The 17,312-nt window shown below is 65.9% G+C and carries 18 protein-coding genes; 17 read left to right on the top strand and 1 reads right to left on the bottom strand.

Annotation, left to right across the window (positions count from 1 at the left end; genetic code table 11):
• Positions 1-15: 15 nt before the first annotated feature.
• From rho to ACLIVD_RS26275, 16 genes are all read left to right on the top strand, one after another.
• Positions 16-2,115 (top strand): transcription termination factor Rho, encoded by a 2,100-nt coding sequence (rho, locus tag ACLIVD_RS26350; RefSeq protein WP_491930867.1) that lies wholly within the window; start codon positions 16-18, stop codon positions 2,113-2,115.
• 228 nt (positions 2,116-2,343) lie between these two features.
• The gene (rpmE, locus tag ACLIVD_RS26345) at positions 2,344-2,586 is read left to right on the top strand and encodes a 50S ribosomal protein L31 (protein ID WP_005252948.1); all 243 of its coding nucleotides are present in this window, start codon (positions 2,344-2,346) and stop codon (positions 2,584-2,586) included.
• Positions 2,587-2,677: 91 nt separating this feature from the next.
• Entirely contained in the window at positions 2,678-3,757 is a 1,080-nt protein-coding gene (gene prfA, locus ACLIVD_RS26340; protein ID WP_491930866.1) for a peptide chain release factor 1, read from the top strand.
• A gap of 53 nt (positions 3,758-3,810) precedes the next feature.
• Positions 3,811-4,740 carry a peptide chain release factor N(5)-glutamine methyltransferase gene (gene prmC / locus ACLIVD_RS26335; RefSeq protein ID WP_009474172.1) on the top strand — a complete coding sequence of 310 codons (930 nt, stop codon included), beginning with the start codon at positions 3,811-3,813 and terminating at the stop codon, positions 4,738-4,740.
• Entirely contained in the window at positions 4,737-5,393 is a 657-nt protein-coding gene (locus ACLIVD_RS26330) for an L-threonylcarbamoyladenylate synthase (protein ID WP_011594474.1), read from the top strand. Before prmC ends, ACLIVD_RS26330 begins: the two co-directional genes overlap by 4 nt.
• On the top strand, positions 5,390-6,571 hold the full coding sequence (locus ACLIVD_RS26325; protein WP_005252952.1) for a glycosyltransferase family 4 protein: 1,182 nt from the start codon (positions 5,390-5,392) through the stop codon (positions 6,569-6,571). The genes ACLIVD_RS26330 and ACLIVD_RS26325 overlap by 4 nt, the downstream gene beginning before the upstream one ends.
• 38 nt (positions 6,572-6,609) lie before the next feature.
• Positions 6,610-7,083, top strand: a complete 474-nt coding sequence (locus ACLIVD_RS26320) for a Cg1360 family ATP-synthase-associated protein (RefSeq protein WP_007300049.1) — start codon at positions 6,610-6,612, stop codon at positions 7,081-7,083.
• Positions 7,084-7,411: 328 nt separating this feature from the next.
• Positions 7,412-8,194, top strand: coding sequence for a F0F1 ATP synthase subunit A (gene atpB / locus ACLIVD_RS26315; RefSeq protein ID WP_005264492.1), 783 nt, complete (start codon positions 7,412-7,414; stop codon positions 8,192-8,194).
• Positions 8,195-8,280: 86 nt separating this feature from the next.
• On the top strand, positions 8,281-8,526 hold the full coding sequence (locus tag ACLIVD_RS26310) for an ATP synthase F0 subunit C (RefSeq protein ID WP_005252955.1): 246 nt from the start codon (positions 8,281-8,283) through the stop codon (positions 8,524-8,526).
• Between the two features lie 7 nt (positions 8,527-8,533).
• Positions 8,534-9,094, top strand: coding sequence for a F0F1 ATP synthase subunit B (locus ACLIVD_RS26305; RefSeq protein WP_105422742.1), 561 nt, complete (start codon positions 8,534-8,536; stop codon positions 9,092-9,094).
• 5 nt (positions 9,095-9,099) lie between these two features.
• Entirely contained in the window at positions 9,100-9,927 is an 828-nt protein-coding gene (locus ACLIVD_RS26300) for a F0F1 ATP synthase subunit delta (protein ID WP_198602282.1), read from the top strand.
• 62 nt (positions 9,928-9,989) lie between these two features.
• Positions 9,990-11,633 (top strand): F0F1 ATP synthase subunit alpha, encoded by a 1,644-nt coding sequence (atpA, locus tag ACLIVD_RS26295; RefSeq protein ID WP_005252958.1) that lies wholly within the window; start codon positions 9,990-9,992, stop codon positions 11,631-11,633.
• 48 nt (positions 11,634-11,681) lie between these two features.
• A complete protein-coding gene (locus ACLIVD_RS26290) occupies positions 11,682-12,662 on the top strand; it encodes a F0F1 ATP synthase subunit gamma (protein ID WP_009474166.1) in 981 nt (326 codons plus the stop codon).
• A gap of 3 nt (positions 12,663-12,665) precedes the next feature.
• On the top strand, positions 12,666-14,117 hold the full coding sequence (gene atpD, locus ACLIVD_RS26285) for a F0F1 ATP synthase subunit beta (protein ID WP_005252960.1): 1,452 nt from the start codon (positions 12,666-12,668) through the stop codon (positions 14,115-14,117).
• 6 nt (positions 14,118-14,123) lie between these two features.
• The gene (locus ACLIVD_RS26280; protein WP_005252961.1) at positions 14,124-14,492 is read left to right on the top strand and encodes a F0F1 ATP synthase subunit epsilon; all 369 of its coding nucleotides are present in this window, start codon (positions 14,124-14,126) and stop codon (positions 14,490-14,492) included.
• A gap of 48 nt (positions 14,493-14,540) precedes the next feature.
• Positions 14,541-14,963 carry a DUF2550 domain-containing protein gene (locus tag ACLIVD_RS26275; RefSeq protein ID WP_005571048.1) on the top strand — a complete coding sequence of 141 codons (423 nt, stop codon included), beginning with the start codon at positions 14,541-14,543 and terminating at the stop codon, positions 14,961-14,963.
• Here the strand turns inward: ACLIVD_RS26275 and ACLIVD_RS26270 are convergent, their stop codons facing one another.
• Positions 14,964-15,539 (bottom strand): cob(I)yrinic acid a,c-diamide adenosyltransferase, encoded by a 576-nt coding sequence (locus tag ACLIVD_RS26270; RefSeq protein ID WP_164065057.1) that lies wholly within the window; start codon positions 15,537-15,539, stop codon positions 14,964-14,966.
• A 54-nt stretch (positions 15,540-15,593) separates the two neighbouring features.
• Between ACLIVD_RS26270 and murA the strand changes: the two genes are divergently transcribed.
• Positions 15,594-16,868, top strand: coding sequence for a UDP-N-acetylglucosamine 1-carboxyvinyltransferase (gene murA / locus ACLIVD_RS26265; protein WP_280783606.1), 1,275 nt, complete (start codon positions 15,594-15,596; stop codon positions 16,866-16,868).
• Positions 16,869-17,312 lie beyond the last annotated feature (444 nt).

Below are 17,312 nucleotides of genomic sequence, written 5' to 3'. Positions count from 1 at the left end.
AAGGAAAGGACCTCCGTGACCGATACGGACCTCATCGCCGCTCCTGTGCGCGCCTCCTCGGTGGATACCGTTGGCGCGCAGGCAGGCGACTCTTCACAGGCGTCATCGACCGCACCCGGCACCGGTGCAGTGACGGCCTCCACCAAGCGCGCCGAGGCGCGCCGGGGTGCCGGGCTGTCCGGAATGGTGCTCACCGAGCTCCGCACTCTCGCAGGTGAGCTGGGCATCAAGGGCATCTCGGGGATGCGCAAGGGCGACCTGATCGCCGCGATCAAGGAGCGTCAGGGCGGTTCTTCCGCCCCGGCCGCTGCCGCGACCGAAGCCGCTCCCCGGACCCGGGCGACCCGCGCGAAGCGCGAACAGTCCGCTCAGACCGAACTCGAAGTGACTCCCCAGGTGGAGACCACCGAGAAGGCCGCCGAGCCCAAGACCGAACCCGCGACGGGCGACAGCGCAGCCGCCGACACTGACACCGCCGAGGGCGGCCGTCGCGGGCGTCAGCGCCGCGGATCCGCGCGTCGGGCAGGCGCACCCGAGCAGGGTGACCAGGGCGGCAACGCTCAGGACACCGCCTCGGCTACTGCCACCGACACGCAGCAGGCCGAGCGCAAGCAGGCCGACGACCGTCAGGATTCCGCCGAGAAGCCGGCCAAGCAGGACGGCTCCGGCGAACAGGGCGGCGACCGCAGCCGACGTGAGCGGGCCGGCGACCGCGGTGATCGTGGCGACACCCGTGGTGACCGCGGTGACCGCGGCGAACGCGGTGACCGGGGCGATCGCGACAACCGCGGTGACCGTGGCGACCGCAGTCAGGGCAGCAACGGCCCGCGCACCAACGACAATCGCCCGGGCGACGACGAGGAAGGCGGTCGCGGACGCCGCGGACGTCGCTTCCGCGAACGTCGTCGTGGACGCGACCGCGGCGAAGGCGGCGGCGGCGACGCCCGCGAGACCGAGATCCGCGAGGACGACGTCCTGCAGCCGGTCGCCGGCATCCTGGACGTCCTCGACAACTACGCGTTCGTGCGGACCTCCGGCTACCTGGCCGGACCGAACGACGTCTACGTGTCGATGAACCTGATCCGCAAGAACGGTCTCCGCCGCGGCGACGCCATCACCGGCGCAGTCCGGGTCGGACGCGAGGGCGAACAGGGCAACCAGCGCCAGAAGTTCAACCCGCTGGTCCGCATCGACACCGTCAACGGTGGCGACGTGGAAGCCGCCAAGAAGCGCCCCGAGTTCGGCAAGCTCACCCCGCTGTACCCGAATCAGCGGCTGCGTCTGGAGACGACGCCGAACATCTTGACGACCCGTGTCATCGACCTGGTGATGCCGATCGGCAAGGGACAGCGTGCGCTGATCGTGAGCCCGCCGAAGGCCGGTAAGACCAGCGTTCTGCAGGCCATCGCGAACGCGATCGCGACCAACAACCCCGAGTGCTACCTCATGGTCGTGCTGGTCGACGAGCGTCCCGAAGAGGTCACCGACATGCAGCGTTCGGTGAAGGGCGAGGTCATCTCCTCGACCTTCGACCGTCCGCCGGGAGACCACACCTCGGTCGCCGAGCTGGCCATCGAGCGTGCGAAGCGCCTGGTGGAGGCGGGTAAGGACGTCGTCGTCCTCCTCGACTCGATCACCCGCCTCGGCCGTGCGTACAACAACTCGTCGCCGGCCTCGGGACGCATCCTCTCCGGTGGTGTCGACTCGACCGCGCTGTACCCGCCCAAGCGTTTCCTCGGTGCTGCGCGCAACATCGAGAACGGCGGTTCGCTCACGATCATCGCGACGGCCATGGTCGAGACCGGTTCCACCGGCGACACCGTGATCTTCGAGGAGTTCAAGGGCACCGGTAACGCCGAGCTGAAGCTCGACCGCAAGATCGCGGAACGTCGTGTGTTCCCGGCTGTGGACGTGAACCCCTCGGGTACGCGTAAGGACGAGCTGCTGCTCAGCCCGGACGAGGCCGCGGTGCTGCACAAGCTCCGGCGCGTGCTCTCGGGTCTCGACTCGCACCAGGCCATCGATCTGCTGATCGACCGCCTCAAGAAGAGCAAGAGCAACGTCGAATTCCTCATGCAGGTGTCGAAGACTGCTCCGGGCGCGATCGACGACTGATCGCGACCCGAAGCGGGGCCCGGCGACTTTCGGTCGCCGGGCCCCGCTGTTTTTCCCCTCCAGAATCACCGTGGAACAAAACGCGGACCACCCGCGTTGACCACACCGCAAGCACAAATGCCGATTGGGATCGCGAACCTGCGATCTGGCATACTGAGCGGCTGAGTCCGGTTCCGGTTCACGTCTTCGAACGGCGAAGGCGACCCGGCGACCATTGAAAGGGACACCATGAAGTCAGGCATTCACCCCAACTACGTGGCCACCACCGTGGTCTGCGGTTGCGGAAACACTTTCGAGACCCACAGCACCAAGGAGACCGGGCGTATCAACGTCGAGGTCTGCTCGCAGTGCCACCCGTTCTACACCGGCAAGCAGAAGATCCTCGACACCGGTGGACGTGTCGCCCGCTTCGAGGCTCGCTACGGCAAGCGCGCCGGCAAGGGCGCAGCCAAGGAATCTGCAGAGTCCTAGCTGTTCCGCCGACGCCCGTCCTGCGATAATTGCAGGCCGGGCGTCGGCTTTTTTGTGCCTATTCCCGAAAGAACGCAGAGCGGAGCGAATCATGGCAGGGACCACCCAGCCTTCGGCCATCGACGACATCCTGGCCGAACATGCCGGCCTGGAGCAGCAGTTGGCGGACCCGGCCCTGCACAACGACGCTTCTGCGGCCCGCAGGGCGGGCAAGCGATTCGCCGAGCTCGCGCCGATCATGGCGACATATGCCAAGCTCAAGTCGGCGCAGGACGATCTGGATGCCGCGCGCGAACTCGCTGCCGACGACTCCAGCTTCGCCGCCGAGGTGCCCGAACTCGAGGCGCAGGTCCTGGAACTCGACAAGGCCCTCACCGATCTTCTGGCCCCCCGCGACCCGCACGACGGTGACGACGTGGTGCTCGAGGTGAAGTCGGGTGAGGGCGGCGAGGAATCCGCGCTGTTCGCCTCCGATCTGGCCCGGATGTACGTCCGGTACGCCGAGCGTCACGGTTGGCGTGTCGAGATCCTCGACGCGACCGTGTCCGATCTGGGTGGATACAAGGACGCGACGCTGTCGATCAAGTCGAAGGGTGATGTGCGTGACGGGGTCTGGGCACGACTGAAGTTCGAGGGCGGTGTCCACCGCGTGCAGCGGGTGCCCGTCACGGAATCGCAGGGACGCGTCCACACGTCCGCCGCCGGTGTCCTCATCTACCCGGAACCGGAAGAGGTCGAGGAGGTGCAGATCGACGAAACCGATCTGCGCATCGACGTCTACCGCTCCTCGGGCAAGGGCGGTCAGGGTGTCAACACCACCGACTCCGCGGTCCGTATCACGCACCTGCCCACCGGAATCGTCGTGACCTGCCAGAACGAGCGCTCACAGCTGCAGAACAAGGCCCGCGCCATGCAGGTGCTCGCCGCTCGGCTGCAGGCCGCCGCCGAGGAAGCCGCGGATGCGGAGGCGTCGGCAGGCAGGCAGAGTCAGGTGCGCACCGTCGACCGTTCGGAGCGCATCCGCACCTACAACTTCCCGGAGAACCGCATCACCGATCACCGGATCGGTTTCAAGTCCCACAACCTGGATGCGGTCCTGGACGGCGAACTGGACGCCCTACTGGACGCCCTGGGCAAGTCCGACCGCGAGGCGAGGCTCGCCGCGGAGTAACCGCGAAGCGGGACCCCGCCACCGGACGGCGAGCCGCGTGGCACTCTGTACCTGTGAGTCGCCTTCCTCTTCGCCTGGCCCTGATCGACGCAACCGCGCAACTCGACGAGGCCGGGGTGCGTAGCTCCCGTGCGGATGCCGAACTGCTCGCGGCCCACCTGCTGGGGGTGGAGCGGACCCGGCTCGGCCTCGTCCCGCTGGTCGACGAGTCGGTGATCGACGCGTACAAGAAGATGGTCGACCAGCGCGCCAAGCGGATTCCGTTGCAGTACATCCTCGGTACGGCCGCGATGGGGGACATCGACATCGAGGTCGGTCCCGGGGTCTTCGTGCCGCGTCCCGAGACGGAACTGCTGCTCGGGTGGGCGCTCGCCTTCCTCGGAAGCTGCGACCAGCATCCGCCGGTGGTCCTCGACCTGTGCACCGGCTCGGGTGCGCTGGCGCTCGCGATCGCCAACGCCCGGCCCGACGCAGTCGTGCACGCCGTCGAACTCGAACCGCACGCGCTCGCGTGGGCCCGGCGTAACGCCGACGCCCGCGAACAGGCAGGTGACGCACCGATTCGCCTGTACCAGGGCGACGTGACCGACCGGACGTTGCTGGCCGGGCTCGAAGGCGGCGTCGACCTGATCGTGGCGAACCCGCCGTACATTCCGGAGGGCGTCGAGCTCGAACCCGAGGTGGCCGACCACGATCCGCACAGCGCGCTGTTCGCCGGACCGGACGGCCTGTCCGTCATCAAGCCGATGATCTCGAACGTCGCCCGCTGGTTGCGGATCGGGGGAGCGGTCGGCATCGAACACGACGACAGTAACGGGGCCGACGTGGCGGCCCTGTTCGCGTCCCGCCGGGTGTTCGGCGAAGTCGCGGAGCACCCGGACCTCGCAGGCAAGCCGCGCTTCGTGGTCGCCCGGCGCGTCGCCACGGATATCGAGGCGCAGCGTGCAGGGGCCGTCACCGAGGGTGAAAGAATGGGCGGGTGAGTACCGTTTACGACTGTGGCCTTCCCGATTCACGCTCCGCCGGAATGAGTGCGGCCAAGAATGCGCTGAAGGCCGGGCGGCTCGTCGTGCTTCCCACGGACACGCTGTACGGAATCGGCGCGGACGCATTCGACAGCGAGGCCGTCGCCGCCCTCCTGCGGGCCAAGGGTCGCGGGCGCGACATGCCGGTTCCCGTGCTCGTCGGCTCGTGGAACACGATCGACGGACTGGTGTACAGCGTGCGTCCGCAGACGCGCGACCTCATCCGGGCGTTCTGGCCGGGCGGGCTGAGTCTCGTTGTGGAGCAAGCGCCTTCGCTGGCATGGGACCTCGGCGACACCCGGGGCACGGTCATGCTGCGCATGCCGCTGCACCCCGTCGCCCTCGAACTGTTGCGTGAAGTCGGACCGCTGGCGGTGTCGAGCGCGAACGTCTCCGGGCAGCCGCCCGCGACGACGGTCGAGGAAGCGCGCGAGCAGCTCGGCGGCTCGGCGAGCGTGTACCTCGACGGTGGCCGGGCGGAGCAGGGGCAGGCCTCGACGATCGTCGACCTCACCGGTGCGACCCCCCGGATCCTGCGTGAAGGCGCCGTGCCCACCGGCGATGTCGCCGACGTGCTCGGAGTGACGGCGGAGAGTCTGTCCGCCCAGTGAGTGCTGCCGAATCGGCCGGCGTGGCGCTGGCCCAAGCAGGTGGGGGCGCGGGTGTCCCGCTGCGTGAACTCCTGCTCGTCCTCTTCACCGCTGCGGTGGTCACCTACCTGGCCACCGGGGCGGTGCGGCTGTTCGCGCTCCGGTTCGGGGCTGTCGCCGTGCCGCGGGACCGGGACGTCCACGTCACCCCGACGCCCCGTCTCGGCGGGGTCGGCATGTATCTCGGCATGCTCGTCGCGTTGTTGTTCGCGCAGCAGCTACCCGCGCTCACCAGGGGATTCGAGTTCACCTCCGACATTCCCGCGGCCCTGGTCTCGGGGTTCGTGATCGTGCTGGTGGGGGTGGTCGACGACCGATGGGGCCTGGACGCGCTCACCAAGTTCGTCGGGCAGGTCACCGCGGCGGGCATCCTCGTCGTGATGGGTGTGAGCTGGTTCATCATCTACATGCCGTTCGGGGACGGCAGCACCGTCATCCTCGACCAGCTCCAGGCCGGTCTCGTCACCGTGGGTGTCGCGGTCGTGATGGTGAACGCCATGAACTTCGTCGACGGCCTCGACGGTCTCGCGGCGGGCCTCGGTCTGATCTCCTCGCTCGCGATCTGCGTGTTCTCGGTGGGGCTTCTGCACGATCAGGGCGGCGACGTCAGCGCGTATCCGCCCGCGCTGATCGCCGCGGCGCTGGCAGGTGCGTGTCTCGGATTCCTTCCGCACAACTTCCAGCCCGCCAAGATCTTCATGGGCGACTCCGGCTCCATGCTGATCGGTCTGATGCTCGCGGCCATCTCCACCAGCGCGTCCGGTCGCATCCCGCTGACCGCGTACGGCACCCGCGACCTGCTCGGTCTTCTCTCTCCGCTGCTCCTCGTCGGTGCCGTCATGTTCATCCCGATCCTGGACCTGCTGCTCGCCGTCGTCCGGCGGACCCGTGCGGGCGTGAGCCCGTTCAGTCCCGACAAGATGCACCTGCACCACCGGCTGCTGCAGATCGGGCACTCGCACCGCCGCGTCGTGCTGCTCATCTACTTGTGGGTCGGTGTCCTGGCGTTCGGCGCGGTCGGATCAGCCTTGTTCGACCGTCGCGTCGTCGTTCTCCTGGTTGCGGGAGGCCTCGTCTTCGCGCTGGTCGTGACGGCCGTCCCGTCGATTCGCGGACAGCAGCACGACCGTCGCGGTTGACCGGAGGGTTGCGGCGGACCGGCGAAGATCCACTACCCTTGGCGACCGTGACGTTCACCCCCGCCTCCGCCCCTGATCACACCGCGTCGTTGCGGGCTGCCGTCCGCTACGGAGTTCTCGGTCTGATCGTGCTGGCAGTGGTCGGCTCGATCATCGCATTTCTCGTCGCGGGCAAGCCCGGTCTGTACGGCGCTCTTCTCGGTGCGGCAGTCGGGGGAGGGTTCATCCTGTGCACCGCACTGGGTGTGCTGTTCACCGCGAAACTTCCGGCCTTGACGGCGGGAGCGGTACTGCTCGGTACGTGGTTGTTGAAGATGATCCTCGCGATCACGGTCCTGGCGATCCTCAAACCGCTCGACTTCTACGACAAGACAGCATTGGTGCTGGTCATGGTGCTGTCGCTCGTGATCGTGCTGGGAGCGGAGACGTTCGGAGTTCTGGGAACCAAGGCGCCGTACGTCGAGCCCACGCCGTCGGACGACGCCGGATCGCCGGAATCGGACGATAAGTAGTACTACGAGATGTAGTAAAATTGAATCGACCCGGACCCCGTCTACACAACGTCGTAGATGACTTGCTAAGGTCTGGGTCAAGCGAGAGCAATGAGAGTGCGAGTAAGTTACTCGCCGGTATTGCATGCTTGTAGGTGGCCCGCACTTTCAGGGCCGCCGAGTCGACGAGAGTCGCCGACACCGACAGACGCTGGACTCGAACAGTCCGCAGCAGCTGACGAATACGCGAGTCGAGCTTGTCGACTTGTTTGATCGTCAATGTCCGATCGAACCGCAGTCAACGAAGGCTGCGGACCGACTACGGGAGAGAACGCTGAGCGTCATCAACGTGGCTGCTGGAGAAGAATTCCACGCGCCTTCCCTGAACGACTTCTTCCCGCCCGCGGTCCTGTTCGAAGGGACTCCGTTCGAACTCGACCGCCTGATGCTGGTTCGCATCCTGTTGTCCGGACTGATGATGCTCTTCTTTGTCATCGCGATGCGCAGCCCGAAGATCATTCCGCGCGGTGTCCAGAACATCGGTGAGATCGCGCTCGACTTCGTCCGGATCAACATCGCGGAAGAGATTCTCGGCAAGGAGCAGGGCAAGCGCTTCCTGCCGGTCATCACCACCATCTTCTTCCTGGTGCTCGCCAGCAACCTCGGCAGCATCATCCCCTTCATCAATATCTCGCCGAACGCGCGAATCGGCATGCCGCTGGTGCTCGCCGCCCTGGCGTACATCGTGTTCAACTACGTCGGCATCAAGAAGTACGGCTTCTTCAAGTACGTGAAGAGCAGCATCGTGGTCCCCGGTGTTCCGCTTCCGCTGCACTTCCTGCTCGTGCCGATCGAGTTCATCTCGACGTTCGTCCTCCGGCCGTTCACCCTCATGGTTCGTCTCATGGCCAACATGCTGGCCGGCCACATCCTGCTGGTGCTGTTCTTCAGCGCCACCCAGTACTTCTTCTTCGTCTCCGGTGGCTTCCAGGCCGTGTTCGGTGTGGCCTCGCTTGCCGCCGGCATTGCATTCACCTTCTTCGAACTGCTGGTGATCTTCCTGCAGGCCTACGTCTTCGCGCTGCTCACGTCGGTGTACATCGATCTGGCGCTGCACGCGGATTCGCACTAGCACCACAAGTTTTCACGACCAGCTACACCAAGAACTGAGCCTCCCGCCGAATCCGGCGGAGGTCAACAGAAAGGGAACGGAACACCATGAGCCTCGCCTACCTCGCTCAGGAAGCTGTCCAGGAAACCAACTCGACGGGCTTCGGAGCCATCGGCTACGGTCTCGCCGCGATCGGCCCCGGCATCGGCGTGGGCATCGTCGTCGGCAAGGCGATCGAGGGAATGGTTCGCCAGCCCGAGATGGCCGGACAGGTTCGTACCACGATGTTCCTCGGTATCGCCTTCACCGAAGCCCTCGCGCTGATCGGCCTCGTCGCCGGCTTCATTTTCTAAGACCGTCATGGCAGCCAACATCGCATTGCTCGCGGCAGAGGAAGAGAGTCACAACCCTCTCCTCCCCGCGACGTATGACATCGTTTGGTCGATCGTCTGCCTGGTCATCGTTGGTTTCGTCTTCTGGAAGTACGTCCTTCCGATGTTCCAGAAGGTCCTTGCCGAGCGAACCGAGCAGATCGACGGCGGCATCAAGCGGGCCGAAGAGGCCCAGGCCGAAGCGAAGGCGGCGCTCGAGCAGTACCGCGCCCAGCTCGCCGAAGCTCGCACCGAGGCTGCGCAGATCCGTGAGGACGCGCGCACCCAGGGGCAGCAGATCATCGCCGAAATGAAGGCACAGGCTCAGGAAGAAAGCGACCGCATCGTGGCCGCCGGCAACAACCAGTTGGTTGCCCAGCGTCAGCAGATCGTCGCCGAACTGCGCGCCGATCTCGGCCGCACCGCGGTCGACCTCGCTGAGAAGGTCATCGGTGAGTCCCTCGCCGACGACGTCAAGCGGGCCGGCACGGTCGATCGCTTCCTGAACGAGCTCGACACCATCGGCGCAAATTCCGCAGCAGGGAAGTGAGCACCATGTACGCAGCGAGCCGTGAGGCCTTGACGCAGACCCGTGCTGCGTTGTCTTCGGCCTTGGGATCCGTCTCTGCCGGAGCAGCCACAGCGGCCGCGGCCCAGATCGGGGCCGAGCTGTTCTCGGTCGTCGAGATCCTGGACGAGCAGCGCACTCTCCGGAGTGCTCTGTCGGACACCTCGACGCCCGGGAACGTTCGCGAAGGTCTGGCCGAGCAGGTATTCGGTGGCAAGGTCTCGGCCGAGACCCTCGCCGTCCTGAAGGCGGCGGTGGGCCAGGACTGGTCCGTCACCTCCGACCTGCTCAACTCGCTGGTGCTCGTCGGTCGGGAAGCGCTGCTGAAGGCAGCGGCCGATCAGGGACAGCTCGACGCTGTCGAGGACGAGCTCTTCCGCCTCGGGCGCATCGTTGCCGGTGACCCGAAGCTCGAGCAGTCACTGTCCGACCGTTCCGTGCCGGCGAAGAGGAAGCGTGAACTGCTCTCCAAGCTGCTGTACGGCAAGGTCACCGCTGTCGCCGAGGCGCTGGCGACCCAGGCAGTGGGCCGGTTGAAGAACTCCGCACCCGCGGACGCCTTCGACGAACTGTCGAATCTGGCAGCAGCACAGCGGGAAGCAGTTGTCGCCAAGGTGCGCAGCTCTGCTCCGCTGTCCAGTGAGCAGTCGGATCGGCTGACCGCCACCCTCACCCGTACCTACGGGAAGCCGGTGACGGTTCACGTGGAGGTCGATCCTGAGCTCCTCAGCGGCTTGGTCGTCCGGGTGGGCGACGAGGTGATCGACGGCAGCGGCGCGGGACGTCTCGCAGCGTTGCGGAAGTCCCTCAAGTAGTCCGCAACCGAACCCCATACCCCAGATCTTTTCGAAGACCAGACACCGAGAGCAGGAAAAACATGGCGGAGCTGACGATCTCCTCCGACGAGATCCGTAGTGCGATCGAGAACTACACCGCGAGCTACTCCCCGGAGGCCTCCCGCGAAGAGGTCGGCCTTGTGACCGACACCAGCGACGGCATCGCGCACGTCAGTGGCCTGCCTTCGGCGATGGCCAACGAACTGCTGGAGTTCCCCGGCGGAATTCTGGGTGTCGCGCTCAACCTGGATGCCACCGAGATCGGTGCCGTCATCCTGGGCGATTACGAGAACATCCAGGAAGGCCAGGAAGTCAAGCGGACCGGCGACGTGCTGTCGGTACCCGTCGGCGACGCCTTCCTCGGCCGCGTCATCAACCCGCTCGGCCAGCCGATCGACGGCCTGGGCGAGATCGAGAGCAACGAGACCCGCGCCCTCGAACTGCAGGCTGCCTCGGTCCTCGAGCGTCAGCCCGTCGAGGAGCCGCTGCAGACCGGCATCAAGGCCATCGACGCGATGACCCCGATCGGCCGCGGACAGCGTCAGCTCGTCATCGGCGACCGTAAGACGGGCAAGACCGCCGTCTGCATCGACGCGATCCTGAACCAGAAGGCCAACTGGGAGACCGGCGACGAGAAGCAGCAGGTTCGCTGCATCTACGTCGCGATCGGCCAGAAGGGCTCCACCATCGCGGGTGTCAAGGCTGCCCTCGAGGAGCAGGGCGCGATGGAGTACACCACCATCGTCGCCGCCCCGGCCTCCGACTCCGCCGGTTTCAAGTGGCTCGCGCCCTACACCGGCTCCGCCATCGGCCAGCACTGGATGTACCAGGGTAAGCACGTCCTGGTCGTGTTCGACGACCTGACCAAGCAGGCCGAGGCGTACCGCGCCATCTCGCTGCTGCTGCGTCGCCCGCCGGGACGTGAGGCATACCCCGGTGACGTCTTCTACCTGCACTCCCGCCTGCTGGAGCGTTCGGCCAAGCTGTCCGACGCCCTGGGTGGAGGCTCGCTGACCGCGCTGCCGATCATCGAGACCAAGGCCAACGACGTCTCGGCCTACATCCCGACCAACGTCATCTCCATCACCGACGGTCAGGTGTTCCTCGAGTCGGACCTGTTCAACAAGGGTGTCCGCCCCGCCATCAACGTCGGCATCTCGGTGTCCCGAGTCGGTGGCGCCGCGCAGACCAAGGGCATGAAGAAGGTCTCCGGTTCGCTGCGTCTGGAGCTGGCTCAGTTCCGTGAGCTCGAGGCGTTCTCCGCCTTCGCCTCCGACCTGGACGCCGCCTCGAAGGCACAGCTCGAGCGTGGTGCCCGCCTGGTGGAGCTGCTCAAGCAGGATCAGTACAGCCCGATCCCCGTCGAAGACCAGATCGTGTCGATCTACCTCGCCGGCGAAGGTGTCTTCGACAGCGTGCCGGTCGGCGACGTCCGCCGCTTCGAGGCCGAACTGCTCGACGAGCTGCACCGCACCGCCTCCGGCGTGTACGAGAGCATCAAGGGCGGCAAGGCCCTCGACGCCGACAACGCCAAGGCGCTGGTCGAGGCCACCGACAAGTTCAAGGAAACCTTCATCGCGTCCGACGGAAGCCGGGTCGTGAACGAGGCCGAGGCCGAAGCTCTGGACGCCGGCGAGGTCGGCCACGAGCAGATCAACGTCAAGCGCACCACCGTCAGCAAGTGAGCGGCCTGTCCATGATGCTGCGAAACATGAAGGGAGAGTGATCGATCGATGGCAAGCATTCTCGAACTGAGGTCTCGCATCAAGTCGGTCAACTCGACCAAGAAGATCACCAAGGCCCAGGAACTGATCGCGACCTCGCGCATCACGAAGGCACAGTCGCGCGTCGCCGCGGCGAAGCCGTACGCCGAAGAGATCACGAAGGTTCTGTCGGAGCTGGCGAGCGCGTCGGCTTCGCTGGACCACCCGTTGCTGAACGAGCGCACCGATCCCAAGCGGGCCGCGGTTCTGGTCGTCACCAGCGACCGCGGTATGTGCGGCGGTTACAACTCCAACGTCCTCAAGGAGGCCGAGGAGCTGTTCCAGCTGCTGCGCAGCGAGGGTAAGGATCCGGTCATCTACGTGCTCGGATCCAAGGGTCTGGGGTACTACACGTTCCGTGGCCGCGACTTGGGAGGTGCGTGGACCGGGTTCTCCCAGGATCCGGGCTACTCCGACGCCGCCAAGGCGAGCCGGCACCTGGTCGACCTGTTCATGGCCGGATCCGGCTCGGAGGTTCCCGCGCCGAACGGCGAGGGCACCATCGAAGGCGTCGACGAGCTGCACATCGTCTACACCCGCTTCGTGTCGATGCTGACCCAGTCTCCCGAGGTTCGCCGGATGGCTCCCCTCGAGGTGATGGTCTCCGAGGAGCGCGTCGAACTCGGCGAAGACATGCTGTCGAACGGTCACGGGTCCAGCGACTCGGAGCCGGTCGCCGGATACAACTTCGAGCCGGAACCCGACAAGTTGCTCGGCGCCCTGCTGCCGAAGTACATCAGCACCCGCATCTACTCCTCGCTGCTGGATGCTGCGGCGTCGGAGTCGGCTGCCCGTCGTACCGCCATGAAGGCCGCGACGGACAACGCAAACGAACTGGTGAACACGTTGAGCCGCCAGGCAAACCAGGCTCGCCAGGCCCAGATCACCCAGGAAATCAGCGAGATCGTCGGCGGCGCGAATGCGCTTGCCTCGAGCGCAGGAAGTGACTAAGCAATGACCGCAGCAGTAACCGAAAACAACGGGGCAGGCTCGGGTTCGTCCGTCGCCGGCCGCGTCGTGCGGGTCATCGGTCCCGTCGTGGACGTTGAATTCCCGCGTGGCGCCATTCCTGAACTGTTCAACGCCCTGCATGCCGAGATCACGCTCCCCTCGGTCGCCAAGACGCTGACCCTCGAGGTCGCACAGCACCTCGGCGACAACCTGGTGCGCACCGTCTCGATGCAGCCCACCGACGGCCTGATCCGCGGCACCTCGGTGTCCGACACGGGCAAGCCGATCTCGGTTCCCGTCGGTGACGTCGTCAAGGGCCACGTGTTCAACGCACTGGGCGACTGCCTCGACGCTCCCGGCACGGGTCGCGACGGCGAGCAGTGGGGCATCCACCGCAAGCCACCGGCCTTCGACCAGCTCGAGGGCAAGACGGAGATCCTCGAGACCGGCATCAAGGTCATCGACCTCCTCACCCCGTACGTCAAGGGTGGAAAGATCGGTCTGTTCGGTGGTGCCGGTGTCGGCAAGACCGTTCTGATCCAGGAAATGATCACCCGTATCGCCCGCGAGTTCTCCGGAACCTCGGTGTTCGCAGGCGTCGGTGAGCGCACCCGTGAGGGCACCGACCTTCACCTCGAGATGGAAGAGATGGGCGTCCTCCAGGACACTGCCCTCGTCTTCGGCCAGATGGACGAGCCGCCGGGAACGCGTATGCGCGTCGCCCTGTCCGCGCTGACCATGGCGGAGTACTTCCGCGATGTCCAGGGCCAGGACGTGCTGCTGTTCATCGACAACATCTTCCGTTTCACCCAGGCCGGTTCCGAGGTGTCGACCCTGCTCGGTCGTATGCCTTCGGCCGTGGGTTACCAGCCGACCCTGGCTGACGAGATGGGTGAGCTGCAGGAGCGCATCACCTCGACGCGTGGTCGCTCCATCACCTCGCTGCAGGCGATCTACGTGCCCGCCGACGACTACACCGACCCGGCGCCGGCCACGACGTTCGCGCACCTCGATGCCACCACCGAGCTGTCGCGTCCGATCTCGCAGATGGGTATCTACCCCGCTGTGGACCCGCTGACCTCCACCTCCCGCATCCTGGAGCCCGGCATCGTCGGTGCCGAGCATTTCCGGGTCGCCAACGAGGTCAAGCGCATCCTGCAGAAGTACAAGGAACTGCAGGACATCATCGCCATCCTCGGTATGGACGAGCTGCAGGAAGAGGACAAGGTGCTCGTCGGCCGTGCCCGCCGTCTGCAGAAGTTCCTCGGCCAGAACTTCATCGTCGCCGAGAAGTTCACCGGTGAGCCCGGCTCCGTGGTGCCGCTCCGCGACACCATCGAGGCGTTCGACCGCATCTGCAAGGGCGAGTTCGATCACCTGCCCGAGCAGGCATTCAACAGCTGTGGTGGACTCGACGACGTCGAGGCTGCAGCCAAGAAGATCGCCGGGAAGTAGTCGACGATGGCTGAGATGACCGTGGAACTCGTCGCCGTGGAGCGACGGTTGTGGTCTGGTTCGGCGACTCTCGTCAGCGCACAGACGACCGAGGGCGAGATCGGTGTCATGCCTGGGCATGAGCCGGTTCTCGGACAGCTGGTCGAGGCCGGAGTGGTTGCGATCACGACGGCCGACGGTGAGCGTATCGTCGCTGCTGTGCACGGCGGGTTCCTGTCCGTGACCGCGAAGACAGTCACGATCCTCGCCGAGTCAGCCGACTTGGCCGAGGACATCGATGTGGAAGCGGCCAAGGCCGTGCTCGCAGAGAGTGGAGACGATCTCGAGGCGATCGCTGTCGCCAAGGGTCGGATCCGCGCTGTAGAGCGCGCTTAGGCTGCACGAGAAAGACCGCGACGGAGCCGACGAACAGTGACAATCGGAATGACTGTGTTGATCATTCTGGTTGTGCTGCTCGCGGCCTTCGTCGCGGTCTTTTTGTATCGGCTTGCAGTACTGCGCCGCGGTGGTACCGCGGCGATCCTCCGGGTGACGCCTGCCCCGGGGGACACGGGGTGGCGCCACGGCGTCATCCGCTACGGCGAGGGTTCCCTCGTCTTTTTCAAACTGTCGAGTTTGCGTCCCGGTCCTGATTCGCGCATCGATCGCCAGGGCATCGAGGTCGCAGGTCGTCGCAGCCCGGAGGGCTCCGAGTTCGACATCATGTCCGAGGAAATCATCATTCTGTCGGTCAAGGACCGCGGTAGCTCGTACGAGATCGCATTGGACGGGGGAGCGTTGACCGCGTTCCTGTCCTGGGTCGAATCACGACCGTCCGGCCGATCGGTCCGCGGTCGCCGACTCTGATCAGGACTTCCCGGCTCCGGGCTTCCAGAGGACGTCGCCCTCGGGGTTCGCGAGCCTGCTGACGATGAACAGCAGATCCGACAGCCGGTTGAGGTATTTCGCCGGTAGAGCGTTGGTGGTCTCCGGGTTCGCGTCGACGGCCGCCCACGCGGACCGCTCGGCCCGCCGGGTGACGGTCCGCGCCACGTGCAGCAGCGCTCCGAGTGCCGTGCCGCCGGGGAGAATGAAGGAGTTCAGCGGCGCCAGGCGTTCGTTCAGTTCGTCGCACCAGCCCTCGAGACGGTCGATGTACTCGTCCGAGATGCGCAGCGGCGGGTACTTCGGTTCGGCCTCCACTGGGGTGGAGAGGTCGGCGCCGGCGTCGAACAGGTCGTTCTGAATCTGCCGCAGGATCGACCGGATCTCCTCGGGCGGGTCGCCCAGTGCCACCGCAACCCCGATCGAGGCGTTCGCCTCGTCGCAGTCGGCGTAGGCGATCAGCCGCGGATCGTTCTTCGACACACGGGAGAAATCGCTGAGTCCGGTGGTCCCGTCGTCGCCGGTCCGGGTGTAGATCTTGGTGAGGTGTACGGCCATAGCGTTACGGTACCGGCCTCCGGGGTCGGCAGCCCTGGCTCTAGGCTGTGTTCTGTGAGTGAACGCTTCCTTGTCACCGGCGGTAACCGCCTCGTAGGTGAAGTGTCTGTCGGGGGCGCCAAGAACAGCGTTCTCAAGTTGATGGCGGCAGCGCTGTTGGCCGAGGGCACCACAACTGTGACCAACTGCCCGGACATCCTCGATGTTCCCTTGATGGCGGACGTCCTGCGTGGCCTGGGCTGCGAGGTGGACCTCGACGATTCCATCGTCCGGATCACCACACCCGCGGAGCCCAAACACCACGCCGATTTCGCCGCGGTACGGCAGTTTCGCGCGTCGGTGTGTGTGCTCGGACCGCTGGTCGCGCGGTGCCGTCGCGCCGTGGTCGCGCTACCGGGTGGCGATGCCATCGGATCGCGGCCCCTCGACATGCACCAGTCGGGGCTGCGATTGCTGGGCGCGCACAGCACGATCGAGCACGGCTGCGTGGTGGCGCAGGCCGACGACCTGCACGGTGCGAACATCCGGCTCGCATTCCCGTCGGTGGGGGCGACCGAGAACATTCTGATGGCCGCCGTACTCGCCAAGGGTGAGACGGTGATCGACAACGCGGCCCGCGAACCCGAGATCGTCGACCTGTGCAACATGCTGATTCAGATGGGCGCGCAGATCCGGGGTGCAGGCACGTCCACGCTGACGATCCAGGGCGTCCCCAAACTCGAGCCGACCACGCACCGGGTCATCGGCGATCGGATCGTCGCAGCGACGTGGGGGATCGCCGCGTCGATGACCCGTGGCGACGTGCGTGTCCGCGGGGTCAACCCGAAACACCTGAGCCTGGTGCTCGACAAGCTGCGGGTGGCGGGAGCCGAAGTCACCGCCGAGTCCGACGGATTCCGGGTGGTCCAGGAAGCGCGGCCCACGGCCGTCAACTTCGCGACCCTGCCCTATCCGGGTTTCCCCACCGACCTCCAGCCGATGGCCATCGGTCTCGCCGCTGTGGCGGAGGGAACGTCGATGATCACGGAGAACGTCTTCGAGGCGCGGTTCCGTTTCGTCGAGGAGATGATCCGGTTGGGTGCCGATGCTCGGACGGACGGTCACCACGCTGTGATCCGGGGAATCGCGCAACTGTCGAGTGCGCCGGTGTGGTCCTCGGACATCCGGGCCGGCGCCGGCCTGGTGCTGGCGGGACTCGTCGCCGACGGGGTGACTGAAGTCCACGACGTCTTTCACATCGACCGGGGTTACCCCCGTTTCGTCGAGATCCTCCAGGAACTCGGCGGCCGCATCGAAAGAGTGGACGCGGATCCCGCTTCTCAGCGGTGAGTCCGGCGTCACAGCGGCCGATGTGAGCCGCAGGATGCCGGATCGGTTCCGGCGCACCGGCTCTGACCAGCAGAGTCCGAATCGACGAACACCGTGACCTGGCGATTTGGCAAGCAGTTTCCCGTCGCGTAACTTATTCCAGGTCAGAGCGACACGGACACCGACCCCGGCCGGAAGGCGGGGGACACGAGGTTGGACGAAGGCGCCTGGTACATCGGAGGTTCATCGTCGTGTACGGTGGTGCTTCCATCCCGGTTAGATTCTGATCAGCGTCTCGGCTTGCGCCGGTGAGGCTGGTAGGATAAGTTGGAAAAGTTGCCCCGGAGCGGCTGGCGAGTGTGCCAGAAGTGATGGTGTGTGCGTGTTCTTTGAGAACTCAACAGTGTGTCGATGAATGTCAGTGCCAAATGTTTTTGGTACTCCGCATCACGAATGATCAACTGG

This window comes from Rhodococcus sp. G6(2025) (assembly GCF_058628105.1).
The sequence above is the reverse complement of the archived record's forward strand: the minus strand, read 5'-3'. Positions and strand labels throughout refer to the sequence as shown.